This is a genomic window from Sphingomonas sp. 2378 (assembly GCF_038084995.1).
In the GTDB taxonomy this organism is placed as follows: domain Bacteria; phylum Pseudomonadota; class Alphaproteobacteria; order Sphingomonadales; family Sphingomonadaceae; genus Sphingomonas.
In genome coordinates, this window is the sequence record NZ_JAXCMJ010000008.1 from 1 (window position 1) to 26,644 (window position 26,644).

Below are 26,644 nucleotides of genomic sequence, written 5' to 3' on the forward strand. Positions count from 1 at the left end.
GGCCAGCCAAAGCTGACCAAGGCCCGTACCGGATCCCTGCAGCGAAAGCCTCGCCCAGATCCTCTGTCACAAATGAGCCGTTTCGCAGAGGAATCCTTATACAGGAGCGGCCGAATTAAGGTTTCTCCCGAAACATTGGGGTAATCGCGGAGCGATCTGCCCTGAGTGCCGGCTTCCACGAGGGCGGCAGACAGGTCGTTGTACCTTGATAGGATGGACAGACGGGCTTACGACTGGCGCCGGGCACCTGCTTTCGCAGTGGAAGCCAAGCTACGACAGGGCGCTTCCGATCCAGTCCAGTCTGGCTGTTGCGAGAGGGGTGGCTGGCATTGGTGCCTGCTATCTATCTGGCAATTTTTCTGAAGTTTGGGGAGCTTGACGCTGCTTGCGAACTGGTCGTTCACCCTGTTCGCGATCATGCCGACCTACCGGCAGCTCAAGGTTATCCGCTCCGATGAAGTCGGGCCGGCGAGCCGGGCGCTACTGGTGTCGTGGGGAAAGCTGCACAATGTCAGGAGCGTGCTGGGCGTGGTGGCAACGGCGATTTTTGGACTGGCGCTCGCAGGAATCGCGTAACGCTCCGCATTCTCGAAATGCCATCCCAATTGAGAAATGGCCGACGATCTATCTGCCGGCAGCGTCCCGCTGTTCGGCAGCCGTCGCGGCGCGGTGCCCGTAGCTGAGGACACTGGTAATCCGCCAGGCGCCATCTTGCTTCGCCCAGACCATCACGAACTTGGCAATCCCTTCGCAGCGCCCCGTCGCGAGGTCGCAGAAGCGGTGCTCGCCTTCCTCGATCGCGCCATAGTCCTTGATCGGATAGACGCGGAACGTCGCCCGTATGAGCTCGCGCTTCACCTTCCCGCAGATGTACTTGCGAACGCCTTCCACCATCGCGTCACGTTCGAATGTCGCGCCGCCGGTGTCGTGGTAGAAGGCGACCTTCGGATCGAAATAGCTCGAGAAGGTCGGCAGGTCGCAGCGGTTGTAGGCGTCGAACACCTTCGCATCGAGCGCGCCGATCTCGGTCGTCAACGGATCGGCCGGAGACGGCGCGGGTGCCGCCAGAAGGGCTGCGGCAACGGCAATGGCGGTCAGCATGATCCCGGTCCTTTCAATTCATCTGGCCGCGAAGGAAGGCAATCAGCTTCGGGTCGGTGCCAGTGCGTTCGAGGATGGGCAGGATGACGCGCCACCCGTTGTCGCTGTTGGTCAGGATGACGATGCCGTCGCCGCTCGCACGATCGATCGCGGCGAAGGTGAAGGCGCCAGCATCCTTACCGGTGTGGAGCATCGTCGTGCCATCGGGAAAGCCGAGGAGCTGCCAGCCAAGGCCAAAGCCGGTCCAGCGGGGACAGCTGGCTGCTTTCGATCCGGCACATAGTTCAGGCGTGAGGTCGGCCTGCGATGTGCTGCGCTCTGCAGCGACGTACGCGACCAGGCCCCGGTCGTTGCGGACATCAATGAGGAAGCGCGCATAATCACGCGCCGTCGCGTGGGCCAGATCGGCAGCGTTGTATCGCGTGACCCGCTCAACGGGCAGCGGCATTCCTGCGTCGTCATAGGGTACCGCGATCGGTGCCGTCTCGCCTTGCGCCGACACATACCCGGAGGCGCGCATGTGGGCGGGTGCGAACAGCCAGCGGCCGGCCAGCGTCTCGAACGCCTGCCCGGTGCGGCGCTCGGCGTAGCGCGCGGCATATTGATACCCCTCGCCCGAATAGCCGGTGGTCGTGCCGGGATCATGATCGAACGCCAGCCCCTTCGCATCGCGCCAGTTCGGCAACCCGGTGCGATGACTCAGCGTCATGCGGACCGTGAGCTTCGTCCGGCGGGGATCGCGCGACAGGTCGGGGTCGCTCCAGTAGCGATCCATCGGCTCGTCGAGCGACAGCTTGCCGGCCGATACCAGTCGCAGGATGACCTCCGCCGTGAGCGGCTTCGTCAGCGAGGCGAGATTGTAGGGCGTGGCGACGGTCGCCGCCCGGTTCGGCCCCGCCATACCCCAGGCACCCGTCGAGACGATACGTCCGTCGCGGATCACGGCAACCGACGCGCTCTCCACGCGCTGTTCGCGAAGGGTTGCGGTCATATCCGACAGAGAGGCGTTGGCTCCGGCGTTCGCCATCGAGGCGCAAGCCAGCAGCGCGATCAAACTCCCTTGAACCGTCCGTTTCAGAAGATGTGCTGTATTAGTCATGCAAGACGGGTAGCGACGTTGCTGTTTGGCTGCAACCTGGATCGTACTGAACCGCGCCGGGTTTGTCGGAGGCTCCAACTTCTGAGAGGAAGGGGCTATGAGGGCGGGACGCCGAACAACTTTTCGCCGGAGGAGTGCGCGCGGCGCGGATGGTGCTGGACCAAGATAAGGATCACCCGTCGCGTTGGTCCACGGTGGTGTCGATCGGGGCTCAGATCGGGTGTCGATTCGCGCTACTCGCCGCCTTAGAAGGTCAGCGGCGAGGGACTGGTGTGCTCGCAGAGCGTGTCGGCGTCCTGCAGGATCTCGTCCGCGACGTTTGCAAGGCGCATCTCGCCGGTTGATCGCGCAGCGGCGCGACGGTGGCACACCGCCGTGCCGGTCACCGCAATTGCAGCCCTCGACCGGGTGCCTGCGCCTGTGCCGCCAGCCTCTTCGCGTGATCACCTGCGTGCTGCCGCAACCGCATCGCCGCCTGCAGCCCTTCGGCAGCCCACTGATCGAGCAGGTTGCGTGCCTTCGTATCGGCGAACGCTTTCGCGGCCAGCGGCCTCAGCTTTGCCATCGCCTTCGGATCACGCCGCCATTCATCCAGCCATGCATCGACCGCCGGGTGTTCACCGCGCATTTCGTCGAGGGTCGGCGGGGCAGGTGAGGGCGGTTGGGACATAGTCGTCGCTGCCGGCAACGACACCGCGCTGACTGATGCCGGGCCAGCTTCGATTGTTGCTGTAGGTACCGGTTGTGCGGGCGGGGTGGATCTTGCAGCGTCGAGCGCGATCTCTTCTCGGATGCGCGTTGCGAGTTTGCCGGTGAGCATTATCTTCTCTTCGTCTGCGACCTCGACCGCCATCCGCAGGAATGCATCACTTCCTGCGATCAGTTCGACCGTTCCCCATTTCCGTTGCGCTAGCTTTAGCGCCGCGACCACATCGGCACGCCGGAGCGTGTGGATCGCTAGCGTCGGCCCATGGTCGGTGAACGCTGGTCCCGGCTGATTGATGCGGCGATAGAAGCAGGCCCCATCGTCGCGGTGCCACGCATAGCCGGCGACCGGAATGCCCGCAGCGGCATGGTCTCCGGAGGACGCGACCACCATCGGCACCGCAAGGCCGAGAGCTTGCGGGACAGAAGGAGCACTCGCGCCGGCGCACCAGGCGTCGTAGGACGGGAAGCGTGCAGCGGCATCGAGCGCGGCTACTGCCGGCGCGGTTGCCGCCATCAGCGCGCGCTCGATCGTGGCGAAATGCATGCCGAACATCCGGCGCGCGGCGTTCATCTGGTCCCGGCGCCCGCGCCAATCACTGGCGTTGATCTGGGCAGCGAAGCTCTGCCGCCATGCGATCATCGTTGCACGTGCCTGGCTTCCTTGGTCAGCTTGCCGAAGGTGCTGGGGCGAAGATCCGGAAACAGCAGTTCGCTCCCCGCGTCCTTCAGCGCGCTCACGTAGCGCTCGAAGCCGAGCGTCAGGACATGCTCGTGGATCGGGATGATCCGCCGCGAGCCCGTCCTTGCCGACGACGCTGACGTCCGTCGCGACCACCGCCAGCGTGCGGTCTGCAAGATCGCCGGGCAGGCCATTGCCGCTAGGCGGTCGCAGCGCGCTGTCGACGCGGATGCCGAACAGGAAACTGTCCCTGTTTTCCAGCTTTTCGCCGACGAGGTTGCGGGTGATCGTACCGGGCGCGGCGCTCTTGTCATCGACGAAGTTGGAGACGGACTGTACCAGCAGCCGGTCGGCTTTGACGACGCCGTCCATCGCGTTGCGTTGTTCGGTCGCCGTGTGACCGGCTGCCTCGCCGTTCAGGCTCAGCGAGATGACAAACGCGCCTTTCTCCACCGCATAGGTGATGGCGGGAGCGATATTCGACGGATTGGCGCCATCGGCTTCCTTGATGACCGATGTGGCGGTGACGTTCTCGAGATCGGGCGCGGCGATTTTGAGGGCGAGCAGCGTCGCTTCATAGGCGACGCCGTGCACGCCCGTGCCATTTTTCGCTGCCAGCGCGAACGAGGCGACCTCGGTGCCATGGCCCTGCACATCGTCGAGCGGGAAGGTCACCGTCTCCGGTGCACAGGTAGCGCAACGCGCGATTCTGCTTTCGAACGCCTTGCTGTCGGGCGAGATGCGGCCGGCAAACTCGACGCTGCTGGTGGCGATACCGGTGTCGATGACGGCGATGGTCACGCCCTTGCCGGTTATGCCCTTGTCATAGGCGTAGGCGGCCTTCGCGCCGACCACAGCGGCGGACGCCTTGTACTCGGCGCTATCGGCAGCGCTGGGCGGTGGGGTCGGTGTGGGGGATGGAGTCGGTGTCGGGCTGGGCGTCGGCGTGGGTGCAGGCGTCGGGATTGATCCGGACGAATTAACGCCTCCACCACCTCCACCGCCACAGGCGGCGAGCAGCATGGCTGCCGAAATCACCGATGATGTTTGAAACGCTTTCCGCCAGTGGCGACCATGTCCCGCAACCATACGCACCCCCGTGTCGGGCAGTGCTTGGCTTCCCCAGCCGGCGGCACCGCCCCATATGAAAACGAGGCGATGCCGGCCCAAAAGCCGGGAGGTGACAACCTGCGGTAAGACAGGCGCGAGCGTCTTTAGGCCCCCGAAAGAGCCCTGGACATGCACGCCCGCTTCCCGGCCGAAGAGATTCGGGCCGGGCTTACGGCTACTTACCGACGAGGTTGTCACGCCTCGGTCCGCCTGCTGGCGAACGGGGTTAGTGTAGGCCGAACCCGTTAACGAACCAAGTCCCGCCGTGCAGGAATGACGTTCGGGTTGCTGCAATATGCGGCAGGTTGGGCCGATTCTGACAGTACGATTTGGCGTATTTCGAGACGCTTACCTTCTCCGGCAGCGACAATCTGCTGGAGAAAAGAAAATGAAGCGCCGCCGCTTCCCCGTCATCTTTCGCCTGAGCGCCGCATTGCTGCTGACCGCCCTGATCGCCGGACAATGGTGGCAACGCCAGCCCGCCGGCAGCATCGCCGGCTGGGTGCCCGCCATGGCCGAAGTCTATTGCCCAGCCGCCGCGATCCACCGCGCGGGTACCATCGCGGACAGCGCGCGGACACTCGATAGCTGGGGCTACGCCGTCATCGGCAACGTCATCTTCCGCGATGGCCGCGATCGCTGCCGCGTGAAGAGGGGAAGATCGGCCGGGGCCGAGCGAAGCCCTGACGAGAAATGAAAATCGAAGGGGCCTGATCCGGACCAGCCGGTCCGGGGATCACGCACGTCCACAAAGGCGCCATGTCTCTCATGATCCACGATGTTTTGCCGACCGCCTCGGTCGCGCTGATGAACTATGCCCTCGCAGCTCTCGGTTGCGACGAACCCGCACCGCTCTTCGGCAACTCCGGCCTGCCCGGTGCGGTCGAATGCCTCGACCATAACGTCATCATCGCGATGACCCCCATCACCGAGCCGATGTTCGATCAGGCGCTGCTGCGCTGTGCCGCCACGCGCCGTCGCGATACGCTGTTGATTCGGCACGGTTTCCACCCGGAGACCATCGACCCGGTCCGCGTTGACGTCGCGCTGCGCTCGATCACCGGCCCGCTGCTGCTTACCGATCTCGCCTTCTTTCGCGACCGTGACCGCGACCTGCATCTGGTGCCCGAGCGCGGGGGGCTGTCGGTGAAGCTCGGCCGCCACGGTGTCGAGATCGGCACCCGGCTGCCCTGGAACTGCCTGTGGGACCGCGCTGCAGGGCTGGAGTGCGCCGCCGCCCAGATCGTGCGCGCCTGCCGAACCGAGCACCAGGGTTGAGATGAACGACATGATGAACGGCCCCGATGCGGGGATGAAACAAGGAGATAGAATGATGACCACCACGACCTACGAAGCCGCTGTCACCCGCGCCGTCGTCAAGCTGCTGCTCGGCAACCGCCGGCTCAAGCCCGGCGTCGTCATCACCGGCGGTGATGCGCTGGAAATCGAGGACAAGATCGAGATGGGCCGTCACGCGGTCGAGACCGACGCCGACGTGTTGCACCTCGAATATCGCGACCGTCCGAACCCGGCGCTGACCGGGATCACGATGTTCCTGCCGCGCGATGGCCGTTGCCACATCCAGAGCGGCTGCCGCCTGTGGCTGTCGAAGTCGGGCAACCGGGGGCTGATCCTGCCGCAGGCTCATGTCCGCGGGCATTTCCGGCTCGCACCGCGCGAGATCGTGCATATCGACGGCAAGCCGGCCGAGGATCTGAGCGAGGGCATCGAACGCGCCAGCGACTGGTTGGACCGACAGGTCACGCGCTCGGGCGTCCAGTATGACGACGCGCAGTGCACGCTGTGGGCGCAGGCCGCCTGACGACCCTTGGTCGAGGTCTATCATCCTATACGGACGAACCAGCGAATTCGGACACCTGCCAATAAAATTGTTACCTTCGTGTCCGAATATGCCGCCTCGTCCGCATAGGGTATGAGGACGTGGCTATCACCGTCGTGCCCAACGGCGTCGTTCCATTATATTAGCTGGCACCGGGGCGGCCGCCGTTGGGACAAACCCGCCGTTCGCATTGATCGCCGAGAATGGCAGGTGCATGTCCAACACCCGCCATTCCCGGAGCTCCAACGATCGGTCGGCGAACGCACAACGCGGGCCGATAGACGAATGTCGGTTTCAGAGCGTAGAAGCTGGGATAGCTGCCGCTCACAGGGCGACAGCAGCCGCCCCGAATTCGCCATCGGACAGTGCATCTGCGAACGTTAGATCGAAAAGCAGACCGTTTGGCTCTGTCTAACTAAGTGCTTTAGCTATAGCGGGGTGAACGCGAACTTCCCCTGTTTGGTCAGGGCTTCGATTGCCACGATGATATTGTTGGAAAATTGCCTGACCATTCTTGTCTGTATATTTGTAATAGAAAACACCCATCATATACAATACATCTGTAAAGTCATCCAAATCATACTTGACGCCAGCTTCTTGTGCTGCTTGGAATGCCGGTCGCACCGATTGTTGAAATTGCGCGAGTTTTAGATTGGCGCTACCATCTAATTGAGTTGGCACCAAGCGCTTAATGCCACGCTCAAGCAAGGGCATTGCCTCAGTGGGAATAAATGCCGCGAGCGCGGACTTGCACTCTCTCCAAGACTGTTCAGAGTAAATTCTTATAATGGTTTTATATTTATTAGGGCTAATAATTACAGTATTGCCATCAACTGCTTGCGCGGCCTTGAAGAATCGGACTATATCTCTTGGCTTTGCCCATGTGTAATTCAATAAATCAACGGGATCGATATCCCGGAGATAGGTGTCCAGCAAAGCGGTTCGTGAAAAATTCGGACCAATGGCCGCCTTGAACCGTAATGTGATAAAGTCGAAAATGGGGTGGGCTTTTGTCGACGGATAGTGCTCCCAAGATACTACCGCTCCGTAGGACTCGACCGAATGCACAATGTCAGCTTGAGCAATTTCTGGCTGATCTAAAAATTCTCTACGAAGTGCCAAGTAAATGACGACATCCACGCCTTCTTCGGCAAACCGTTCGTTGATAGATTGAGCTGCGAGAATGGTATCCCGCACGAGAGCAGCGTCAGCCCGCAAAGTATCCCTGTCGCGAAACGCAAAATGCATCTCGTCGAAAAATATACGTATTTTTGCGCTTTGCGCTTTAGCCATGCGCACTGCCTGATTTAGAAAATCGTCGTTTGCCTTCTTTACTAATTGGCTAGGGTCAACTTTTAGAATGCCCTTCGTTGCCTTTTCAAGATCGATATCGACCGACTGTACGACGTTAAGAATGGAGTCAAAAGCAATCCGGAGAGCCTCCTTGCCGCCGACGCCAACCAGCCGAGTTATCAGATCTTTTCCGTCGCCATTGTTAGCGGCCGAAGAGTCGCTCGCTTTGAGCTTTGAGACCAGCAGCGATACCATAACCCTTTTGATAGCATGATAATAAAACTTGGTGGTTCTAAAATTATCTTCTTCAATTATCGAGCCGGTCATCGCCGAATTGTCAATTTGTAGAAGTTCAGCTTCGCGTAAAATTTCATTTTTGAAGACAATGAACTCAGTTTTATAGCCACCTTGAACGGCCGTATGGTCCATGTGCCGCAAAATTGCTGTTTTCCCAGTACCTTTGTGCCCAGTTATGATAAATTTCTGGCCATTGGCAAAATCATCGTAGTTCTGAACCTCGGGCCTGCTCCAGGCTCGAAGATACAGCGGACTCGTATTGGAACGAAGCGAGTTAATATATTCAACGTTCGCATCCGGTTCGCCAAATCTAATCTCCTTCAATAATTTTGTCACACCGCCCCCAGTTTTGCCCATATCGTGCCGTGCCATGCCGTAGGAATTAAGGCGAGTGGCACCGCGATGGCCGCTATGTGCCATTTTCTCTTGGGGTCTGCCAGAGTGCTTTCCATCAGAGTTGCTCATTCTGCGTCGATGATTAAACGATGTGTTTCAAAAATTTCTCGGAGAAGCGGTCGCCGCATGTCTATTGGGAATGGCGGCTTCGTCACAGCTCCGTTCGTAAGCGGACGGACCGCTCATATGCGCGCCATTTTCTCACTTGAGCGACTTGGAAGGGCGCGTCGCCGACCGGCAGCCGTTCGATGGGCGAAGGACCGGTTTCAGTGTAACGGGACGTTCGAGCGGCTGCATCGGAACGGCCTGAGTTGGTCGGTAGCCGCCGCTACTCGTCGTCCATTACGGCGGGATACATATCATAGCAGCGACGTGAAGTTTGGCTCGCCGCGCGGGTCCTCATGTCATTGTTCGGCCCTTTGCGATCACCGGTTGCCAATCGACAGAAGGGTATTGGATCTTCTCTACGGCGTCGCGGAGTACCGTCATTTCGGCGCCGCGCCCATACAGCGTGCTGACGGATCCATCTGCATGGCCGAAGAGCAAATCGACGATTTCTCTCAAAACCTTGCCGCGCACGGCGCGCTTCCCGGTGTGGCGAAACGAGTAGAACACCAGTTCCGGATCGGACAGGCCGATTGCATCGAGGAAATCGTTCAGCACGCGCGACAGGCGCTGTGTCCGACTGCCATAGGCATTGGCTTCGAGTTCGGGAAACAGCCACTCCGCGCCTTCTGCGCGGCGCGCGCTCACCATATCGAGGAAGCCCGCTTCAAGCAGCGTCGAATGCAACGGGATGTCCCGCTTGGCGCTGGCGGTCTTCATCCGCTTGGCTGGCCCCTCTTGCTCCTGGCGGACGCGCAACCGATCGGGTTCGATGGCAATGTATGGGATGCCATCGTCGGTCTTGATGTTCCCCGGCCGCAGCTTGCCCAGTTCGTCGAGGCGGCAACCGGTGAATGGCGCGAGCATCAGTATCCAGAACAGCGTTCGGGGTGCCACCCCGCTGCGTTCAGGCAAGGGCGCGGTGAAAATCCGGGTCATATCCTCCGGCTCGAAGGGGAGGCGTGCATCCTCCACTGACTTTTTGGGCATGGACTTCACGGTCTTGGCGACGTTGCCGTCGATGACCTCCAGTTCGTCAACCGCGTGTTCGAGGGTCACCCTTATGGCCGACAAAGCCTTGTTGACGGTCGCGGGCGAAAGCGTGGGCATTCCCTCGGCTTCCGCAAGTGCGACCTGTTCCAGCAGGGGTAGGGCGGCAACTTCTTTCTTTGCCCGGCTTGGAAGTCCGGCGCAGGTGCGGCGATAGGCTCGTACCATCGATGCCGTGATCTGATCGACGGGTGGGTCGTCATGAAGCTGGGCAAAGCGATTCACGGCGGTTCGCCACTCGTCGACGAGTTTGGCCTCGCGCGGCTCGAACTTAGCCCACGCTTCATAGACCTGGGTGATCGTCGGCACCGTCTTGGCTGGAGGTGTCGGCAGCTGTGGTTCGTTCGAAGGTGGGGATAGCGCGGGGACGACCGTCCCGGAGCCCGCCACAAGGACCGAAGGTGGTAGGATACGGCTTCGTGCGGGATCGATGCTGAGGGTGCAGGCGGCGCAGAGCCTGTCGAGGTAAGCGCGACCAATTGCCTCATAGAGTTCGGGCGCCAGCGGCCAGCCCAGGGTGTTTGCGGAGGCCACCGCCGCGATCAACCACTCGATCGGATCGAGGGTGGGGAGGGCGGCAACGCGCTGTAGCGTCTCCAGCCAAGGCAGGGGCATGAAGTCGGGCACCGCATTCAGCATGGCGGTTCGGCTTGCGTGATCGCGAAGATCATCAAGGCCCGGCGGCACGCCGAAGTCGTAGCGGGCACCGGGCGCATGGTCGGTCAGGCCATTGGCATATTCGAAGGCCCCGAGCTCGAGCGCGGCGAGCTTTTGCGCCATGCCGCGGAGTTGATCGTCCGACTGTCCGTCGAGAAAATCGTCGACCATCACGCGTGCCGAGCGGAGTTGCTGGCTGGCCAAGGTGCGACGAGCCGCGGCAAGCTTCTGCTCATAGATCACGGCATGTGGGTGGTAGCGCTGACGGGCTTCGTTGGGATCGCGGGTCTCGAGGGTGCGCTTATACTCGCTCGACGCGCCATCGAAGAACGGGCGGAGCGCGGCGGGGACGACCCGTCGGAAGTAGAAAATGCCGGTGCGAGGATCTTTGAAAGGCGTGGCCATACGGATCACTTTGTACGCATCCTTTGTACACAAGGATGGGTAAAGCGTCCATGAAAACCGCCTAAACCGCGCAAATCCGCCATTCTGGCGGGTGCTGGTGACCCCTACGGGAATCGAACCCGTGTTTTCGCCGTGAGAGGGCGACGTCCTAGACCGCTAGACGAAGGGGCCGTGTGCGGTGGAGGGGCGCTGTTAGCGGGGGTGGGGTGGGGCGTCAAGCGCCGCGCCACCAAAAACGACATAATTGTGGAAGGGGCGGGGTGACCGTTCGTCACGCCGCCCCTTCCGGCCAGATCAGGCGGCGTCCTTGCGACGCTCCGCCATTTCCTCGTTCAGCATTTCGGCCAGCAGGAACGCGAGTTCCAGGCTCTGGCCCGCATTCAGGCGCGGGTCGCAGTGCGTGTGGTAGCGGTCGGCCAGCGACTGTTCGGTCACGTCGATCGCGCCGCCGGTGCATTCGGTCACGTTCTGGCCGGTCATCTCGGCATGGATGCCGCCCGCATGCGTGCCCTCCGCACGGTGAACCGCGAAGAAGCCGCGCACTTCGGCCAGGATACGGTCGAAGGGGCGGGTCTTGTAGCCGGTCGCCGCCTTGATCGTGTTGCCGTGCATCGGGTCGCACGACCAGACGACCGGATGCCCCTCACGCGTGACCGCGCGGACCAGCTTGGGCAGGTGCGCCTCGATCTTGTCATGGCCATAGCGGGTGATGAGCGTCATCCGCCCCGGCACCCGGCCCGGATTCAGCGTGTCGAGCATCCGCAACAGCGCATCGGGCTCCAGGCTGGGGCCGCATTTCACGCCGATCGGGTTGCCGATGCCGCGCAGGAACTCGACGTGCGACGAGCCCTCGAACCGGGTGCGGTCGCCGATCCACAGGAAATGGGCCGAAGTGTCGTACCAATCGCCGGTCAGCGAATCCTGCCGGGTCAACGCCTGCTCATAGGGGAGCAGCAGCGCCTCATGGCTGGTGTAGAAGCTGGTCTGCGCCAGTTGCGGGACCGAGGCGGGGTCGATGCCGCACGCCGCCATGAAGTCCAGCGCCTCGCCGATCCGGTCGGCGGTTTCGGCATATTTCTGTGCCCAAGGGCTGCGGCCCATGAAGTCGTGGGTCCAGCGATGCACCTGGTGCAGGTTCGCATAGCCCCCTTGTGCAAACGCACGGAGCAGATTGAGCGTCGCCGCCGACTGCGCATAGGAGCGCAGCATCCGCTGGGGATCGGGCACGCGCGCCTCGGGGGTGAAGGCGATGTCGTTGACATTGTCGCCACGATAGCTGGGCAGTTCGACGCCGCCGATCACCTCGGTATCGGCCGAGCGCGGCTTGGCGAACTGACCCGCCATGCGGCCCAGCTTCACCACCGGCAGCTTGGAGGCGAAGGTCAGGACGACCGCCATCTGGAGGATGACGCGGAAGGTGTCGCGGATATTGTTGGCGCTATGCTCGGCAAAGCTCTCGGCGCAATCGCCACCCTGGAGCAGAAAACCCCGGCCCGCCGCCACCTCGGCCAGCTCCGCGGTCAGGCTGCGCGCCTCGCCCGCAAAGACCAGCGGAGGATAGGTCGCCAGCGTCTTCGTCGCGGCGTCCAGCGCATTCTGGTCGGGATAGTTGGGAAGCTGGCGCGCCTCGGCACTCGTCCAGCTATCGGGGGCCCATTTCGCGGCCATGGCGGTCCTGCTCTTTCGTCTTCTAGCTATCGATCCGATCGCCCATGCGCCGAATCGTGGGGAGACGCAATGAAGTTGGCGTTTGGGCCCCTCAAGTCGCGCCCTTTGTTGCGCACGATACCGCTTTGCGCCGAGCGGTGGCCGATTGCGCCGATCGGTTTTGCGGTTGGCGGACGGAGCGGCTAGCAAAAGCGCGATGTCGCGTGTCCCCATCCTGTCGTCGGCGTTCGTCGCCCTGTCCGCGTTCCTGCTTTCGGTGCCGCCCCAAGCGGTCGCGACCATGCCGGTCGCGTCGATGGTCGCCGGCGAACGGAGCGACGATACCGCGCTGTTCGGGGCGATGCGCGATGCCGATGCGCGGCTGGCCACGATCGCGTGGCGGCTGGCGACGGCCAATGCCGCCATCTGCCGCGATGTCGCGCCGACCCCTGGTCTGGTGGTCCATGCCATCGATCAATATGATCCGGCGGTGCGCAAGCAATTGCCCGCGCTGTTCGGCTTTGAGGGACCGGTCGCGGTCGAGGCGGTCGTCGCGGGGAGCGCCGCCGCCAGGGCGGGCGTCCTTGCCAACGATACGATCGAGGCGGTCGACGGCAAGCCGCTGTCCCTCGATCCGGCAGGGACGACCCAGGCCAGCACTGCCACCCGCGACGCCGCGCAGCGTCGGATCGCCGCCGAGCCCGCCGATCGTCCCCTGCACCTTAGCCTGTTGCGAAAAGGCCAGCGGCGGGAGGTGACGATCGCGGCCCAGCCGGGATGCCGCTCCCGCTTCGAGATGCTGATCGGCCCCGGCCTGTCGGCGTCGGCGGATGGCGACATCGTGCAGATCGGATCGCGCTTTTTCGAACGGTTCGACGACCGGATGATCGCGGTTGTCGTCTCGCACGAATTCTCGCACAATATCCTGCATCATCGCGATCGGCTGGACGCGGCCGGAGTGAAGCGGGGCATCCTGTCCGAGTTCGGCCGCAACGGGCGGCTGTTCCGCCAGACCGAGACCGAGGCCGATCTGCTCGGCGTCCATCTGATGCGCAATGCGGGATATGATCCGCAGGACGCCGTCCGCTTCTGGCGCGAGCATGGCGGTGAGGTCGATGGTGGCCTGTTCCGCAGCCGGACCCATCCGTCCTCTTCCGCACGGGCCGATGCGGTCGCGGGAGAAATCGCGGCGATCCCGGCGGGGGCGCCCATCCCCTATCGCCCGCCCTTGCTCGATCGCGCCGCCGCTCCCCTGCAATAAAGGCGGGGATGGAGGGATTGTCTCTTGGCCCCGCACACGGCAAGGGCGCGATCATGGATATTCCCGCACGCTATGCCGACTTCATCCAATGGATCGGCGACGGAACCGGCATGGCGGACAGCCTGTTGCACGTCCATGCGGGGATGGCGGTGCTGTTCCTGGCGCGAATCCTGACCCGCAAGTCGCTGGCCACCCCGATACCGCTCGCCTGTGTCGCGTTGGCGGAGGCAGCGAACGAGATACTCGATCGGCTGCATTACGGATCCTGGCGCTGGACCGACACGCTGGGCGATATCGCCAACACGATGTTCTGGCCGACCGTGTTGTTCATCGGCCTGAGGATGCGAAGCCCGCGCGGGCGGCGCTGACGCCGGAAGGGTTTAGCCCTCCGGCAGTACCGGCTTCCAGTCCCAGCCGAGCGGGTCGCCGTCCATCACCTCGACCCCGGCGGCGAGCAGCGTGTCTCGAATCGCGTCCGACCGGGCGAAGTCCTTGTCCGCCCGTGCGGCGCGGCGATCGGCCAGATGCGACTCGATGGCCGCTTCGTCCAAAGTCGCGGTGGCGGGGCGAGTCCGCAGGTCGGCACGGGTCAGCGTCGTCAGTTGCAGGCCCAGCGTCGCGTCGAAATCGGCCAGTGCCGCCAGCCGCACCCCGGGGGACAGTTTCTTGTCGCCCAGCATCTCGTCCAGCACCGGCAGCGCGCGGGGCGTCGCCAGATCGTCCGACAGCGCGGCGTCGAGTCGCTCGCGATAGGGCGCCGCATCGCCCTTCTCCGGGGCATCGGCACGGATGCGCAAACCCTCGACCGACTGGACGAGTCGCTTCAGCCGGACCTGTGCGGCGGCCAGGCCGTCCCAGCCGAACTCCATTTCCGAGCGATAATGCGCCTGAAGGCACATCAGGCGATAGGCCAGCGGGTGGAAACCGCGATCGACCAGCGCCTGGAGCGTCAGGAACTCGCCCGAGGATTTGGACATCTTGCCGGTCCGGTCGACCAGGAAGTTGTTGTGCATCCAGATGTTCGCACCGGTATCGGCGGTGCATCCATGCGCCTGGTTCTGCGCGATCTCATTGGGGTGATGGATTTCGCGGTGGTCGATGCCGCCGGTGTGGATATCGAACTGCGCGCCCAGATACTGTTTGCTCATCACCGAGCATTCCAGATGCCAGCCGGGCGCGCCGAGGCCCCAGGGGCTGTCCCATTCCATCTGCCGATTCTCGCCGGGTGCGGAGGCGCGCCAGATGGCGAAGTCGGCGGGGTGCCGCTTGCCCGCGACGGGATCGATCCGGCTCTCGCCCTCATCGTCGTGATGGCGGGCGAGCCGTCCGTAATCGGGCACGGTCGTCACGTCGAAATACAGGCCGTCGGGCAGGCGGTAGCAGTGCTTGTCCTCGATCGCCTTGGCGAACTCGATCATCTGCGGGACATGCTCGGTCGCCAGCGGAAAGCGGGTCGGGTCCGCGATGCCCAGGTCCTTCAGATTCTGTTTGAAGGCAGCCGTATAATGGCCCGCGATCGCCCAGATATCCTGGCCGCTCTTCTTCGCGGCGGCCTCCATCTTGTCATCGCCCGCATCCGCGTCGGAGGTCAGATGCCCGACATCGGTGATGTTGATGATGTGCGTCAGCGGCCAGCCCTTCCAGCGCAGCACCCGCGACAGCGTGTCGGTGAAGACATAGGCGCGCAGATTGCCGATATGGGCGTAGTTGTAGACGGTCGGGCCGCAGGAATAGACGCGGACATTGGCCGGATCGATCGGCCGGAACGTCTCCGTGGCGCGGGTCAGGCTGTTATACAGGGTCAGCGGGATCGTGGAGGTGGCGGGCGCGGTCATGGCGCTTGCCTTAGCCATGTCGGCTTCGCCCCGAAAGGGGGCCCCGGTCCGGTGGAGGCCGGACCGGGACCGGCGCGGATGACAGGGGAGGCACCGCGCCTGTTTCGTTCCAAGGCCTGAAAGGCCCCGAGAACATGTCAGGGTGTCCGGCGTACGGGAGTTGGCCGGACGAGGGACGCTATAGGGCGCGACGCATCACCGCCGCATGGCCGCAGCATGACAAGATCATTCATATCCTTGGCCGAATGACGCGGGCCGGAGCGATTTGCGATCCAGCGGGTTGTATTCGCCCGACCGCGCTGCTAGGAGCGCCCAACGTTGCGGCCACAGCATTCTGCGGCCGCTTTATCCTGTTTTGCCGGAGCAATTCGTTTTTATGCAGATCATCGTTCGCGACAACAATGTGGATCAGGCCCTTCGCGCGCTCAAGAAGAAGCTGCAGCGGGAAGGCGTGTATCGCGAAATGAAGCTCCGTCGCCACTACGAAAAGCCGTCGGAAAAGCGCGCTCGCGAGCGTGCGGCGGCGGTGCGTCGCGCCCGCAAGCTGGAGCGCAAGCGCGCCGAGCGCGACGGCGCACGGTAATAGACCGACTCGATCGGCTATGCTCCGCCCCTTAGTCGTGAAACGGCGGGGGCGGGGCGCCGATCGGACGGTCGGCCGATTCGCTCTGGCGGATCGTGCCCCAGCGCTTTGAGGGTCGCATCGTGACGGCCCCGACGAACGCCCACGTACAGAGCGAGAAGCAGGCATGTCCGTAACCGCTGTTCCCCTTCGTCCCGTCCGGCGTTCCTATCTGGTCTGGATATGGGTTGCGGTGGCCGCCGCCGTCGTCGTCGCCGCGCTGCTGGCGCGTCAGGGCGATGCCGCGCTGCTGCGTGAATCGCGTGGATCGGGCGTCGTCACCACGGCCTCGGGTCTCCAGTACAAGGTGATCGAGCCGGGGCAGGGCGGTGCGCATCCCACCGCCAGCGACGTGGCGCTGATCAACTATACCGGTCGCCTGATCGACGGCACCGTCTTCGACAAGTCGCAGCAGCCGACGCCGATGCCGCTGTCGGGCGTGCTGCCCGGCTTCTCCGAGGCGTTGAAGCTGATGCCCAAGGGCGCGAAGTACCGTTTCTGGCTGCCTGCCAAGATCGGCTATGGCGACCGTGCGAACGACAAGATCCCGGCCAATTCGACGCTGGTGTTCGATGTCGAACTGCTCGACTTCATTCCCGAGGCGGTGCTGCGGCAGATGCAGGCGCAACAGTCGATGATGGGCGGAATGCCTGGTGGGGCTCCCGGCGGCGTTCCCGGCGCGCCGTCTCCCCGTTGATCGACCGGCTCCGCGCAGGGGCCAACCGGATCGAAACGAGATCGCCGGAGTCCCTGACGGGGCTCCGGCGATTTTCTTATGAGCGGTGCGGGGGACGGAATGGCGGACTGGCCCAGGCGATTTTTCCAGGCGTTAGCCGCGATGATGCAGGTCACCCCAGCGAAGGCTGGGAGCTATCCATTCTCGGAATGAGCGCTCCCGCCATTCGGGCGGGACGGCGAGGACCGGGAGGCGATTGCGCTTCTGTATGCCTTCAAGCATCGGCAATTCATGCAAAGGCGTCTCGAGCGGCTCGATTTCGTAGACATAGTTCTGCCGCTTGAGGAAAAGTCTTACGCCTTCGCGTCTCCGCGTCTTCGCGCGAACAATCTCTTCGCTGTTCTAACGGACGTCGGCCCCCTTGCGTCTGGGCGGGTTCCGTTCCTAGCCGAGAAAGGCCCCAGCCTGCGCTGGGGCGACGACTAGAGAAATGTGGCGACCGACGCTGTAGGTCGCTTGGGGGCGTCGCAGGCTATCGTGGGCGTTCTACCGACCCCGCCTCTCCCGCCAACACGATCTTCACGGCACAAAAAAATAGCGGCCCGAAGGCCGCTATTCCTTTCAGCCGTGAGGCTGAAGCAACTTAGTTGCTGTCGGCGTTGTCGTCCGAGTCGGCGACCACGACGATGCCGGCAACGACGGCAGCAGCCGCCAGAACCGCAACGAGGATGCCACCGCCGGCCAGGCCGTTCTTCTTGGCGGTCGGGGCCGAAGCGCGAACCGACTTCGAAACCGAGAGGCTGGCAGCCGGATTCGCAGCCATCGCCGGAGCGACGGTCATCGAAACGGCGGCAGCGGCGACGAGAAACTTCCCAAGACGCATGTCGAACTCCCTTAAGATATGCGGGTAGGGCCATGGCACGGAGACCGGGACATGGCAAGCCCACCAACGAGTATGGGACAGTTATGCTCCCACACTGATGCGGCAATGCAACATTACTTCGCCGCTAAGCGGCTATACTGTGCTTTGCCGTCAAACGGAATGCCCCAGCAATCGTTTCGCCTCGGTAAATAGGCTTCAGGTAGAGAAAATGACCTGCTCCGAGCCTTCGAGCATAAGCGCGGTCAGCCGGTCGCTCTGATAGGCGCCGGTATCGATCCCGATGCGATGCGGCAGAATCTCTGCCTCTTCGGCAACGGTGTGGCCATGGACCACCATCTTTTCCATCGGTGCGCGGTGGTCGAGGAAGGGGTCGCGGATCCAGCGCGTCTCGGCCAGCTTCTGCTCGGCGATCGGGATGCCGGGGCGAACGCCCGCATGGACGAAGGCATAGTCGCCCATGATCATCATCTCCTTGAGGTTGGACAGGAAATGCTGATGCGCGGCGGGGACGATCGCGTTGAGCCGCTCATGAACCTCGGCATAGTCCAGCCGCTCATAATCCTGGGCCGTCACGCCATAGCTCATCATCGTTTCCCGCCCGCCGATCCGGCAGAATAAGCGCAGCGCCTTGTCGTCGCCATCGATCGCGCGGAGCAGGATTTCCTCATGATTGCCCATCAGGCAATGGACATGGCGGTCGGCGGCGGCGAGGCGGCTGATGCGCTCCACCACGCCCGCCGAATCCGGTCCGCGATCGATCAGGTCGCCCAGAAAGATGATGTGGCGCTGTGCGGGCGCGCGCGTGGCATGATCCGAGTCGATCCGTTCCAGAATCCGGTCCAGCAGATCGAGGCGACCATGAATGTCGCCGACCGCATAGACCCGAACGCCCGGATCCATGACCGGCACGAAATCGGGTGCGCGCTTTCGAAGATTCAATAACTTGGCAAGCATGGATGTTTTGGTGTCCGCAACAGGCGGTTGTCCTTAGGGTCCGGACCCATAAACGGCAATGGCCGTGATTGCCCTGTCGTATTCGCCCGGCAAAGAGCGTGGTGCAGCAGGTAACGGCGCTACCTGCAAGCCTCGCGACGCAGCCGGCGGACGCGTCACGGCCGTTGCCGTTTGTGGGTCCGGACCCCAGTCCCCACAATCCCCCATACAATGCGAAGCGGGGATCAGCCCTGGTCAGCCCTGGTCGGGCCAGAGCCCGCGCGTATCCAGGACGGTCTTGCCGCGTCGCTCCTCCAGCGGAATCGATCGGAACAGGTCGTGATCGACCAGAACGATCATCGCCTCGCAGGTTTCCAAAGCGGTGTCGATGTCGATCAGAGTCGCGCCCGTCCCGTCGAACGCGCGGGGCAGGGCCGTGGCATAGGGTTCGACGATCCGAACCCGCTCGCCGAATCGCCGGGCGAGCGCGGTCGCGACCTTCAGGGCGGGGCTTTCGCGGAAGTCGTCGATATTCGCCTTGAACGCCAGGCCCAGACAGGCGACCGGGCGGCCGTCGGGCTGGGCCTCGATCATCGTGGCGGCGCGGGCGATGACATGGTCGGTCTTGCCGTCATTCACCTCGCGCGCGGTGCGGATGAGCGGCGTGTTGGCGGGGTCTGCGGCGACCAGGAACCAGGGATCGACCGCGATGCAGTGCCCGCCGACGCCCGGCCCGGGCGACAGGATGTTGACGCGCGGATGGCGGTTGGCCAGCCGGATGACCTCCCACACATCGACGCCCAGCGTATCGGCCACCAGGCTCAGTTCGTTGGCGAAGGCGATGTTGACGTCGCGAAAGGCGTTTTCGGTCAGCTTGGTCATTTCCGCCGCGCGCGCGGTGGTGGTGACGCAGGCCCCGCGCACGAAGCGACGGTAGAAGGTCAGCGCCTTGCGTGCGCAACGCGGCGTGATGCCGCCGATCACCCGGTCATTGTCGATCAGCTCGACCAGGATCCGCCCCGGCAGCACCCGTTCGGGGCAATAGGCGATCGCGATGTCGGCCTGCTCGCCCGCGCGGGTGAGGCCAGGCATCTTAAGGTCTGGACGCGCATCCGCGATCAGGTCGCGCACCTGCTCGGTGGTGCCGACTGGAGACGTCGATTCGAGGATCAGCGTGTCCCCGGTCTTGAGGACCGGTGCGACCGCGCGCGCGGCGTCGAGGACATAGGTGATGTCCGGCTGGCGCGCCTCGGTGAAGGGGGTGGGGACGGCGATGACGAAGACGTCGGCGGGCGCGACGGTCAGCGAAGCCTTCAGGTTCCCGCGCGCGACCACGCCGGAGACGAGGCCGTCCAGATCGACCTCCTCGATATGCACACGGCCCGAATTGATCGTCTCCACGACGGAGGGGGTGACGTCGACGCCGGTCACCATCGCGCCGGTGCGGGCGATCACAGCGGCGGTGGGCAGGCCGATATAGCCCAGGCCCATCACCGTGACCGAAAGTTCAGAGTCCAAGGGCATCGCAAATGATCCTGCTGATCCGGTCGGCGGTGTCGCCGGTGCCGAAGGGGTTATGGGCGCGCGCCATGGCGGCATGGCGGGCGGGGTCGTCCAGCAACGCGAAGACTTCCTCGGCGATCCGGTCCTCGTCCGTGCCGATCAGCCGGGCGGTGCCCGCCGCGACGCCTTCGGGCCGCTCGGTCGTCTCGCGCATCACGAGGACAGGCTTGCCGAGGGCGGGGGCTTCCTCCTGCACGCCGCCCGAGTCGGTCAGGACGATATGGGCGGCGTCGAGCGCCCGGACGAAATGCGGATAGTCGAGCGGCGCGATCCGGGCGATGGCGGGATGGTCACCCAGTATCTCGTCCATCACCTGCGCCACATTGGGGTTGGGATGCATCGGAAAGACGATGCCGATATCGGGTCGTTCGGCGATCCGGCGCAACGCGCGCGCGATCGAGGCCATGCCGCCGCCGAAATTCTCGCGCCTGTGGGTCGTCACCAGGACGATCCGCCTGCCCGCCATGCGCGCCAGCACGGAGTCGAGATCGGCCGCCAGTGCCGGGTCGGCGGCGATCCGGTCGCGGGTCCAATGCAGCGCGTCGATCACGCTGTTGCCCGTGACATGCACGCGCGCGGGATCGATCCCCTCGGCCCGCAGCGCGGCGGCCGCGGTTTCGGTGGGGGCGAAATGCAGTGCGGCGATGGGGGCCACGATCCGCCGGTTCACCTCCTCCGGCCAGGGTTGATAGATATCGCCAGATCGGAGCCCCGCCTCGACATGGGCGACCGGAGTCTTGCGGTAATAGGCGGCCAGCGCCCCGGTCATCGCGGTGGCGGTGTCGCCCTGGACGACGACCATGGCGGGCCGCACCGCGTCCATCACCTCGCCCAGACCCGTCAGCAGCCGCGCGGTCAGCCGGTCGAGCGACTGGCCCGGCTCCATCAGGTCCAGGTCATGGTCGGGGGTCAGCCCGGCGATCGCCAGCACCTGGTCCAGCATCCCGCGATGCTGGGCCGTGACGCAGGTCCGGACCGGTGCGCCTGTCGCAGCCAGGGCCCGGATCACCGGGAAAAGCTTGATCGCTTCGGGCCGGGTTCCAAAGACGACCAGAATCGGTGCAGGGATCGGTGAAGGGTTCATGGATCGCATTCTATGCTGTCGCTTTTAAGGACATCCTAATCGTATCGGCGCGTCGTTACGCTATGTTGCGGCGCAAAATCAGGGTAATGCCGTCCGTGTTCAGGGAGGTTTCATGACGATCAAGAAAGTGCGCAAGGCCGTTTTTCCGGTGGCCGGTCTGGGAACGCGGTTCCTGCCCGCGACCAAGTCGATGCCCAAGGAAATGCTGACCGTCGTCGACAAGCCGTTGATCCAATATGCGGTCGAGGAAGCGCTGGAGGCGGGGATCGAGCAGATCATCTTCGTCACCGGTCGCGGCAAGGGCGCGCTGGAGGATCATTTCGACATCTCCTACGAACTCGAAGCCACGATGAAGGCGCGCGGCAAGTCGCTCGCGGTGATCGACGGCATTCGCCAGAAGCCGGGTTCGCCCGTCTATGTCCGCCAGCAGGAGCCGCTGGGCCTGGGCCATGCCGTGTGGTGCGCGCGCGAGATCGTCGGCGACGAGCCCTTCGCGGTGCTGCTGCCCGACGAACTGATGGTCGGCGGCTTCATGAAGCAGATGGTCGAGGCCTATGACAAGGTCGGCGGCAACGTCATCGGCGCGCTGGAAGTGCCCGACAGCGAAACCGACAAATACGGCATCATCTCGCCGGGCAAGCAGGACGGCCGCCTGACCGAGGTCACCGCGCTGGTCGAAAAGCCCAAGGGCAAGGCGCCGTCGAACCTGATGATCCCGGGTCGCTACATCCTCCAGCCCGAGGTGATGCAGATCCTCGACGCGCAGGAGCCGGGCGCGGGCGGCGAGATCCAGCTGACCGACGCGATGGCCAAGCTGATCGGCAACCAGCCCTTCCATGGCTTCACTTTCGACGGGCAGCGTTACGACTGCGGCGACAAGGCGGGCTGGCTGACCGCCAATCTGGCGTTGGGCGTCGCGCGCGAGGACATCGGTCCGGCGGTACGCGAATTCGCCAAGACGCTGTTCGCCTGATCGGGTTTCCCGAGTGGTGAGGATAGGGGCGGGGCCGAACGGCCACCGCCCCTTTTCTTATTCCTCCCAAGCTTTGCTTGAGGAGGGGGACCGCCCGGCATAGCCGGGTGGTGGCCGGCGGTCCCCCTCCCCATCGCGGATGGGGAGGATTTGGGACTGACTATTGCTTACCGCGTCGCCTCAACCAGGCGAAGGTCAGCAGGATGACGGTCGGCCACAGCATCGTCTCCCACATATCCGACCAACTGGCGGGGAGATTGCCCTCGTCGGTGGGATAGAAGGGCTGGAGCAGGTCGTAAGCCTCGTTGACCGTCTCGATCACCAGCACGGTCAGCCAGCAGCGCCAGTCCCAGGGCTTGCGCCGCATCACCAGCGCCGTGAGGACCAGGATCGCCATGCCCGCATGGACATGGAGCGTGCTGTCCGGCAGGCCCGTGATCCGGCCGATCCAGCTCTTGTCGCCGGTCCAGTCGAACCAGCCCGCAGGCGGGGCGGGGTGCGCGGGGGGCGTGCTCATGCCGCCACCGATCGGGCACAACGGCAACCGGGGTCCTTGGGCAGCATCAGCGTCCGGAACCGCATGGTCAGCATATCGGCGATCAGGATGCTGCCCGCGCTGTCCCGACCGAAGGGCGCGGCGGCGCGAAGGGTTTCCAGCGCGGCCAGACTGCCCATCACGCCCGTCACCGGCCCCAGCACCCCGTCATCGGCGCAGGTCAGTCCCGCTTGATCGACCGCGTCGCCGACGAAGCAGCGGTAACAGGGCTTGTCCGCCTCCCACCCGCGATAGACCGCCAACTGCCCCTCGAACTGCCCGACCGCCGCCGAGATAAGGGGGATTCGCCCGGCCAGCGCGGCGTCGGCGACGGCCAGCCGGGTCGCGAAATTGTCGCACCCGTCCAGCACGACATCGGCGCCCTCGATCAGCGCGCCCGCATTCTCCGCCGTCACCCGCGCACGATGGACCGTGACCGCGACATGGGGGTTGAGCCGCGCGACATGGGCGGCGGCGGCCTCGACCTTGGGGAGGCCACGATCCTCGGTGGTGAAGATGGTCTGGCGTTGCAGGTTGGACGGCTCGACCACGTCATCATCGATCAGGATGAGCGATCCGATCCCGGCGGCGGCGAGATACTGGATGGCGGGGGAGCCGATTCCGCCCGCGCCGATCACCGCGACCCTGGCCTGTTTCAACCGGATCTGACCGCCGCCCCCGAATTCCCGCAACACGATATGGCGGGCATAACGGGCAAGTTCGTCGTCGGTCAGGATCATCCCGGCCATGTATAGGTGATGACCGTGCGATACCAGCGATCGCCCGCCATCATCGTGCGGTGGGTCAGGCGGCGGATCATCCGCTGCGCCACGCCCGCGCTATATTGCTCGACCGTCGGACAGCCGATGGCGAGCGGCACCACGCTGTTCGCGATGCCGTCCGGCCCCAGCCGCACGGCCAGCGGCACGACCAGCACCATCTGCTCGTCGGTCGCCTTCGCCCGGGGACAGCGCCCCGCCGTCACCTCGTCGCGGACGAAGCGCACCATGTCGGGGCTGGCCGGGGGCAGGGTGATCGCGGCCAGCGTCGACCAGTCGTGCGGCGGCTCGGCGGCGGTCGGCGCGGGCGGCGGCGTGGCGGGCGTCGCCGGTACGGTGACTTGCAGCGCGGCGGCGAGGAGCGACAGCACGATCATCGGCCGGTCGATCCGAACCCGCCATGACCCCGCTGCGTCTCGTCCAGCTCATCGACCAGGGTCAGGGTGGCGCGCTGGACGGGGGCGGGGACGAGTTGGGCGATCCGCTCGCCGCGCACCACCTCGAACGGCTCCTCGCCCAGATTGGCCAGGATCACCTTCACCTCGCCGCGATAATCCTCGTCGATCGTGCCGGGCGTGTTAAGGCAGGTGATGCCGTTCTTCAGCGCCAGGCCGGAACGGGGCCGCACCTGCACCTCGTAGCCCGGCGGGATGGCGATGGCGAAGCCGGTCGCGACGGCGGCGCGCTTGCCCGGATGGAGCGTCAGCGTCTCCGCCGCGACGACATCCATGCCCGCCGCGCCGGGCGTGGCATAGGCGGGCAGGACAAGCCCTTCGCCATGGGGCAAGCGTTTGATGGCAATGGAGATGGGAGCAATCGTCATGACCGGTCTTGTAGCGCATCGGCGATACGTTGCGCGAGCCCCCTGGCCACATCGTCCTTGCTCATCCGCGCCCAGCTTTCCACGCCATCGGCGGTGATCAGGTGAACGCTGTTGGCATCCCCTCCGAACACGTCCGAGGATACGTCGTTGGCGACGATCCAGTCGGCCCGCTTGCGGGCACGCTTGGCGACGGCATGGTCGATGACCTGCTCGGTTTCGGCCGCGAAGCCGACGACCAGGGCGGGGCGTTTCGGCGAGGCGGCGACGCTCGCCAATATGTCGGGATTCTCGATCAGCGTCAGGGCGGGGGCCGCGCCGCCATCCTTCTTGACCTTTTGTCCGGCCGCTTCGACCCGCCAGTCGGCCACCGCCGCGACCATGACGGCGGCATCGGCGGGGAGCGCGGCGTCGACCGCCTCCGCCATTTGGCGTGCGCTCTCGACATCGACCCGGTCCACGCCCGCCGGGGTGGGCAGGGTCACCGGCCCCGCCACCAGCGTCACCCGCGCGCCCAAAGCGGCCAGCGCGCCCGCCACCGCGAAACCCTGTCGTCCGGAGGACCGGTTGGCGATGTAGCGGACCGGGTCGATCGGCTCATGGGTCGGCCCGGCGGTGACGAGGATATGGCGGCCGGCCAGCGGGCGGGCGGCGGGTGCCAGCTTCGCCTCGATCGCGGAGAGGATGGCGGGCGGCTCAGGCAGGCGGCCGGGGCCGAACTCGCCGCAGGCCATCGCGCCTTCGTCGGGGATCATCACCTCGACGCCATCGCTACGCAACCGCGCCACATTGCGCTGCGTCGCCGGGTGCAGCCACATGCGCACGTTCATGGCGGGCGCGACCAGCACCGGCGTATCGGTGGCGAGCAGCAGGGTTGTCGCCAGATCGTCGGCATGGCCGTTCGCCATCCGTGCCATCAGGTCGGCGGTGCCGGGCGCGACGACGACCAGATCGGCCTCGCGGCTCAGCTGGATATGGCCCATCTCCGCCTCGTCCTTCAGGTCCCACAGGGTGGTGAAGACCTGATTCTCGGACAGCGCGGCGAGCGTCATCGGGGTGACGAAGTGGCTGCCGCCTTCGGTCAGGACGCAGCGGACGCTGTGGCCGCTCTTTCGGAGCAGGCGGATCAGCTCGCAGGACTTGTACGCGGCGATGCCGCCGCCGACGATCAACAGGATATGGCTCATCGCACGACTCGCGTCACGGTGATGCGTCGCCGGTCGCGTGCAGCCAGGATCAACTCGCGTACCGCATCGGGGGCGAAGACGACGCCCAGGAAGAACAAGGGAGACAGGCCAAGCATCATCACGGGGGCTCCGGTCAGCAGCCCCGCCAGCGCATAGGCCAAGATCGTCGCCGCCGCCCGCCGCGCCAGCGCCTGCCGCCAGTTCGCCCAGCCGAGCGCGGCCAATGCGGTCAGCGGCACGACCAGCGCCATCGGCAGAAATCCCATCGCATGGATGGAGGCGAGGCTCGCGACCCAGCGACCGGGGGAGAGGATGGCGATGGGCGAGCCCAGGGCGGGGTCGGCCACGCCGACCAGATCGTGGAGCGCATGGGCATGCGCCGCCAGAACGAGCAGCGCGACAGCCAGGGTGATCATCCAGCCGATCGCCTCCTGCCGAACCTTCGCCCGCCAGGCCAGCGCCAGCATGACCATGCCATAGAGAAGCGCCATGGGGCTGAGGATCATCGCCGCCAGCCCCAGGGCGATGGCGCTGAGGCTCCCCTCCGGCCGGCGCTGCACCAGCGACAAGGCGATCAGCAGCCCGGCCCAGGCCTCGGGCACCGCGACCATCGCGCCATCGACCAAGGGATAGAGCCCCGCCGCCAGCAGGATCGCCGCGAGCAGCACCGGGCCGCGATAGCTCATCACCGGCGCGACGCGCCGCAGCCAGATCGCCATCACCGCCAGACCCAGCGCCGCAATCAGCGCCCGCCCCAGCACCGGCGGCAGCACGGCCAGCGTCACGGTCAGCGCGGGCAGGGGAATGGCGAGCAAGGCGGGGCGCAGCGCCCGGTCATTCTCGCGCAGGGCATCGATCGCCGCGGGGTAGAAGGACTGCCCGTGCCGGACATGATCGAGGATCGCGAGCGAAACCGGCGACAGGTGATCCGCGACCGGCTCGACCAGCCCTTGCGTCGCCAGCGCTACGGGTACGAACAGGACCAGCAGCGCCAGCACCCCCATCGCCACCATAGGCGATATGTTGAACAGCCGCCCCGGCTGGCCCAGCCAGAGCGGTCGCGGCATACGGCGCGAGGGGGCGGAGGGCGCGCTGCCAGGCATGCC

27 protein-coding genes and 1 tRNA gene are annotated in these 26,644 nt (G+C 64.7%); 9 read left to right on the forward strand and 19 right to left on the reverse strand.

Annotation, left to right across the window (positions count from 1 at the left end; all coding sequences use genetic code 11):
- Nucleotides 1–375: 375 nt before the first annotated feature.
- Nucleotides 376–576: an anthrone oxygenase family protein gene (locus tag SM191_RS06085; protein ID WP_341505397.1), complete on the forward strand. Its 201-nt coding sequence runs from the start codon at nucleotides 376–378 to the stop codon at nucleotides 574–576.
- A gap of 48 nt (nucleotides 577–624) precedes the next feature.
- Here SM191_RS06085 and SM191_RS06090 read toward each other — a convergent pair whose 3' ends face one another.
- From SM191_RS06090 to SM191_RS06105, 4 genes are all read right to left on the reverse strand, one after another.
- Complete coding sequence (locus SM191_RS06090) at nucleotides 625–1,101, reverse strand: nuclear transport factor 2 family protein (protein WP_341505398.1); 477 nt, start codon at nucleotides 1,099–1,101, stop codon at nucleotides 625–627.
- Between the two features lie 13 nt (nucleotides 1,102–1,114).
- Nucleotides 1,115–2,155 (reverse strand): serine hydrolase domain-containing protein, encoded by a 1,041-nt coding sequence (locus tag SM191_RS06095; RefSeq protein ID WP_341505399.1) that lies wholly within the window; start codon nucleotides 2,153–2,155, stop codon nucleotides 1,115–1,117.
- A 290-nt stretch (nucleotides 2,156–2,445) separates the two neighbouring features.
- Complete coding sequence (locus SM191_RS06100) at nucleotides 2,446–2,586, reverse strand: hypothetical protein (RefSeq protein ID WP_341505473.1); 141 nt, start codon at nucleotides 2,584–2,586, stop codon at nucleotides 2,446–2,448.
- Complete coding sequence (locus SM191_RS06105) at nucleotides 2,583–4,442, reverse strand: S8 family serine peptidase (protein ID WP_341505400.1); 1,860 nt, start codon at nucleotides 4,440–4,442, stop codon at nucleotides 2,583–2,585. The genes SM191_RS06100 and SM191_RS06105 overlap by 4 nt, the downstream gene beginning before the upstream one ends.
- 643 nt (nucleotides 4,443–5,085) lie before the next feature.
- Here SM191_RS06105 and SM191_RS06110 point away from each other — a divergent pair.
- The 3 genes from SM191_RS06110 to SM191_RS06120 all read left to right on the forward strand — a co-directional run bounded on the left by SM191_RS06110 (nucleotide 5,086) and on the right by SM191_RS06120 (nucleotide 6,519).
- Entirely contained in the window at nucleotides 5,086–5,394 is a 309-nt protein-coding gene (locus SM191_RS06110) for a hypothetical protein (protein WP_341505401.1), read from the forward strand.
- A 71-nt stretch (nucleotides 5,395–5,465) separates the two neighbouring features.
- Nucleotides 5,466–5,975 (forward strand): hypothetical protein, encoded by a 510-nt coding sequence (locus SM191_RS06115; RefSeq protein ID WP_341505402.1) that lies wholly within the window; start codon nucleotides 5,466–5,468, stop codon nucleotides 5,973–5,975.
- Between the two features lie 55 nt (nucleotides 5,976–6,030).
- The gene (locus SM191_RS06120; RefSeq protein WP_341505403.1) at nucleotides 6,031–6,519 is read left to right on the forward strand and encodes a hypothetical protein; all 489 of its coding nucleotides are present in this window, start codon (nucleotides 6,031–6,033) and stop codon (nucleotides 6,517–6,519) included.
- A 429-nt stretch (nucleotides 6,520–6,948) separates the two neighbouring features.
- Here the strand turns inward: SM191_RS06120 and SM191_RS06125 are convergent, their stop codons facing one another.
- The 4 genes from SM191_RS06125 to SM191_RS06140 all read right to left on the reverse strand — a co-directional run bounded on the left by SM191_RS06125 (nucleotide 6,949) and on the right by SM191_RS06140 (nucleotide 12,408).
- Nucleotides 6,949–8,592: a P-loop ATPase, Sll1717 family gene (locus SM191_RS06125; protein ID WP_341505404.1), complete on the reverse strand. Its 1,644-nt coding sequence runs from the start codon at nucleotides 8,590–8,592 to the stop codon at nucleotides 6,949–6,951.
- A gap of 330 nt (nucleotides 8,593–8,922) precedes the next feature.
- Nucleotides 8,923–10,740 (reverse strand): site-specific integrase, encoded by a 1,818-nt coding sequence (locus SM191_RS06130; protein WP_341505466.1) that lies wholly within the window; start codon nucleotides 10,738–10,740, stop codon nucleotides 8,923–8,925.
- 95 nt (nucleotides 10,741–10,835) lie between these two features.
- Nucleotides 10,836–10,911: transfer RNA gene (locus tag SM191_RS06135), tRNA-Glu, on the reverse strand.
- Nucleotides 10,912–11,034: 123 nt separating this feature from the next.
- The gene (locus SM191_RS06140) at nucleotides 11,035–12,408 is read right to left on the reverse strand and encodes a class II 3-deoxy-7-phosphoheptulonate synthase (RefSeq protein ID WP_341505405.1); all 1,374 of its coding nucleotides are present in this window, start codon (nucleotides 12,406–12,408) and stop codon (nucleotides 11,035–11,037) included.
- 196 nt (nucleotides 12,409–12,604) lie between these two features.
- Here SM191_RS06140 and SM191_RS06145 point away from each other — a divergent pair, with 196 nt between their 5' ends.
- Both SM191_RS06145 and SM191_RS06150 read left to right on the forward strand, forming a co-directional pair.
- Entirely contained in the window at nucleotides 12,605–13,648 is a 1,044-nt protein-coding gene (locus SM191_RS06145) for a M48 family metallopeptidase (protein WP_341505406.1), read from the forward strand.
- Nucleotides 13,649–13,701: 53 nt separating this feature from the next.
- A complete protein-coding gene (locus SM191_RS06150) occupies nucleotides 13,702–14,016 on the forward strand; it encodes a hypothetical protein (protein ID WP_267434118.1) in 315 nt (104 codons plus the stop codon).
- Between the two features lie 12 nt (nucleotides 14,017–14,028).
- On the opposite strand, the gene cysS is transcribed toward SM191_RS06150, so the two are convergent.
- On the reverse strand, nucleotides 14,029–15,483 hold the full coding sequence (gene cysS, locus SM191_RS06155) for a cysteine--tRNA ligase (protein ID WP_341505407.1): 1,455 nt from the start codon (nucleotides 15,481–15,483) through the stop codon (nucleotides 14,029–14,031).
- 376 nt (nucleotides 15,484–15,859) lie between these two features.
- Between cysS and rpsU the strand changes: the two genes are divergently transcribed.
- Both rpsU and SM191_RS06165 read left to right on the forward strand, forming a co-directional pair.
- Nucleotides 15,860–16,066: a 30S ribosomal protein S21 gene (rpsU, locus tag SM191_RS06160; protein ID WP_007404630.1), complete on the forward strand. Its 207-nt coding sequence runs from the start codon at nucleotides 15,860–15,862 to the stop codon at nucleotides 16,064–16,066.
- A 166-nt stretch (nucleotides 16,067–16,232) separates the two neighbouring features.
- A complete protein-coding gene (locus tag SM191_RS06165; protein ID WP_341505408.1) occupies nucleotides 16,233–16,802 on the forward strand; it encodes an FKBP-type peptidyl-prolyl cis-trans isomerase in 570 nt (189 codons plus the stop codon).
- Nucleotides 16,803–17,424: 622 nt separating this feature from the next.
- Here the strand turns inward: SM191_RS06165 and SM191_RS06170 are convergent.
- The 4 genes from SM191_RS06170 to wecB form a co-directional block, all read right to left on the reverse strand.
- Entirely contained in the window at nucleotides 17,425–17,664 is a 240-nt protein-coding gene (locus SM191_RS06170; RefSeq protein WP_307001954.1) for a hypothetical protein, read from the reverse strand.
- Nucleotides 17,665–17,859: 195 nt separating this feature from the next.
- Entirely contained in the window at nucleotides 17,860–18,564 is a 705-nt protein-coding gene (locus SM191_RS06175; RefSeq protein ID WP_307001952.1) for a metallophosphoesterase family protein, read from the reverse strand.
- Between the two features lie 288 nt (nucleotides 18,565–18,852).
- Nucleotides 18,853–20,121 (reverse strand): UDP-N-acetyl-D-mannosamine dehydrogenase, encoded by a 1,269-nt coding sequence (gene wecC / locus SM191_RS06180; protein ID WP_341505409.1) that lies wholly within the window; start codon nucleotides 20,119–20,121, stop codon nucleotides 18,853–18,855.
- Nucleotides 20,105–21,244 carry a non-hydrolyzing UDP-N-acetylglucosamine 2-epimerase gene (gene wecB, locus SM191_RS06185; RefSeq protein WP_341505410.1) on the reverse strand — a complete coding sequence of 380 codons (1,140 nt, stop codon included), beginning with the start codon at nucleotides 21,242–21,244 and terminating at the stop codon, nucleotides 20,105–20,107. Before wecB ends, wecC begins: the two co-directional genes overlap by 17 nt.
- A 112-nt stretch (nucleotides 21,245–21,356) precedes the next feature.
- Here wecB and galU point away from each other — a divergent pair, with 112 nt between their 5' ends.
- Complete coding sequence (galU, locus tag SM191_RS06190; protein WP_267434124.1) at nucleotides 21,357–22,217, forward strand: UTP--glucose-1-phosphate uridylyltransferase GalU; 861 nt, start codon at nucleotides 21,357–21,359, stop codon at nucleotides 22,215–22,217.
- A gap of 160 nt (nucleotides 22,218–22,377) precedes the next feature.
- On the opposite strand, the gene SM191_RS06195 is transcribed toward galU, so the two are convergent.
- The 6 genes from SM191_RS06195 to SM191_RS06220 are packed head-to-tail and all read right to left on the reverse strand — an operon-like array spanning nucleotide 22,378 to nucleotide 26,641.
- The gene (locus tag SM191_RS06195) at nucleotides 22,378–22,734 is read right to left on the reverse strand and encodes a hypothetical protein (RefSeq protein ID WP_341505411.1); all 357 of its coding nucleotides are present in this window, start codon (nucleotides 22,732–22,734) and stop codon (nucleotides 22,378–22,380) included.
- On the reverse strand, nucleotides 22,731–23,492 hold the full coding sequence (locus SM191_RS06200; protein ID WP_341505467.1) for a HesA/MoeB/ThiF family protein: 762 nt from the start codon (nucleotides 23,490–23,492) through the stop codon (nucleotides 22,731–22,733). The genes SM191_RS06195 and SM191_RS06200 overlap by 4 nt, the downstream gene beginning before the upstream one ends.
- Complete coding sequence (locus SM191_RS06205) at nucleotides 23,489–23,908, reverse strand: hypothetical protein (protein WP_307001941.1); 420 nt, start codon at nucleotides 23,906–23,908, stop codon at nucleotides 23,489–23,491. The genes SM191_RS06200 and SM191_RS06205 overlap by 4 nt, the downstream gene beginning before the upstream one ends.
- On the reverse strand, nucleotides 23,905–24,354 hold the full coding sequence (dut, locus tag SM191_RS06210) for a dUTP diphosphatase (protein ID WP_341505412.1): 450 nt from the start codon (nucleotides 24,352–24,354) through the stop codon (nucleotides 23,905–23,907). The genes SM191_RS06205 and dut overlap by 4 nt, the downstream gene beginning before the upstream one ends.
- On the reverse strand, nucleotides 24,351–25,538 hold the full coding sequence (gene coaBC, locus SM191_RS06215; protein ID WP_341505413.1) for a bifunctional phosphopantothenoylcysteine decarboxylase/phosphopantothenate--cysteine ligase CoaBC: 1,188 nt from the start codon (nucleotides 25,536–25,538) through the stop codon (nucleotides 24,351–24,353). The genes dut and coaBC overlap by 4 nt, the downstream gene beginning before the upstream one ends.
- Entirely contained in the window at nucleotides 25,535–26,641 is a 1,107-nt protein-coding gene (locus SM191_RS06220) for a hypothetical protein (protein WP_341505414.1), read from the reverse strand. The genes coaBC and SM191_RS06220 overlap by 4 nt, the downstream gene beginning before the upstream one ends.
- Nucleotides 26,642–26,644 lie beyond the last annotated feature (3 nt).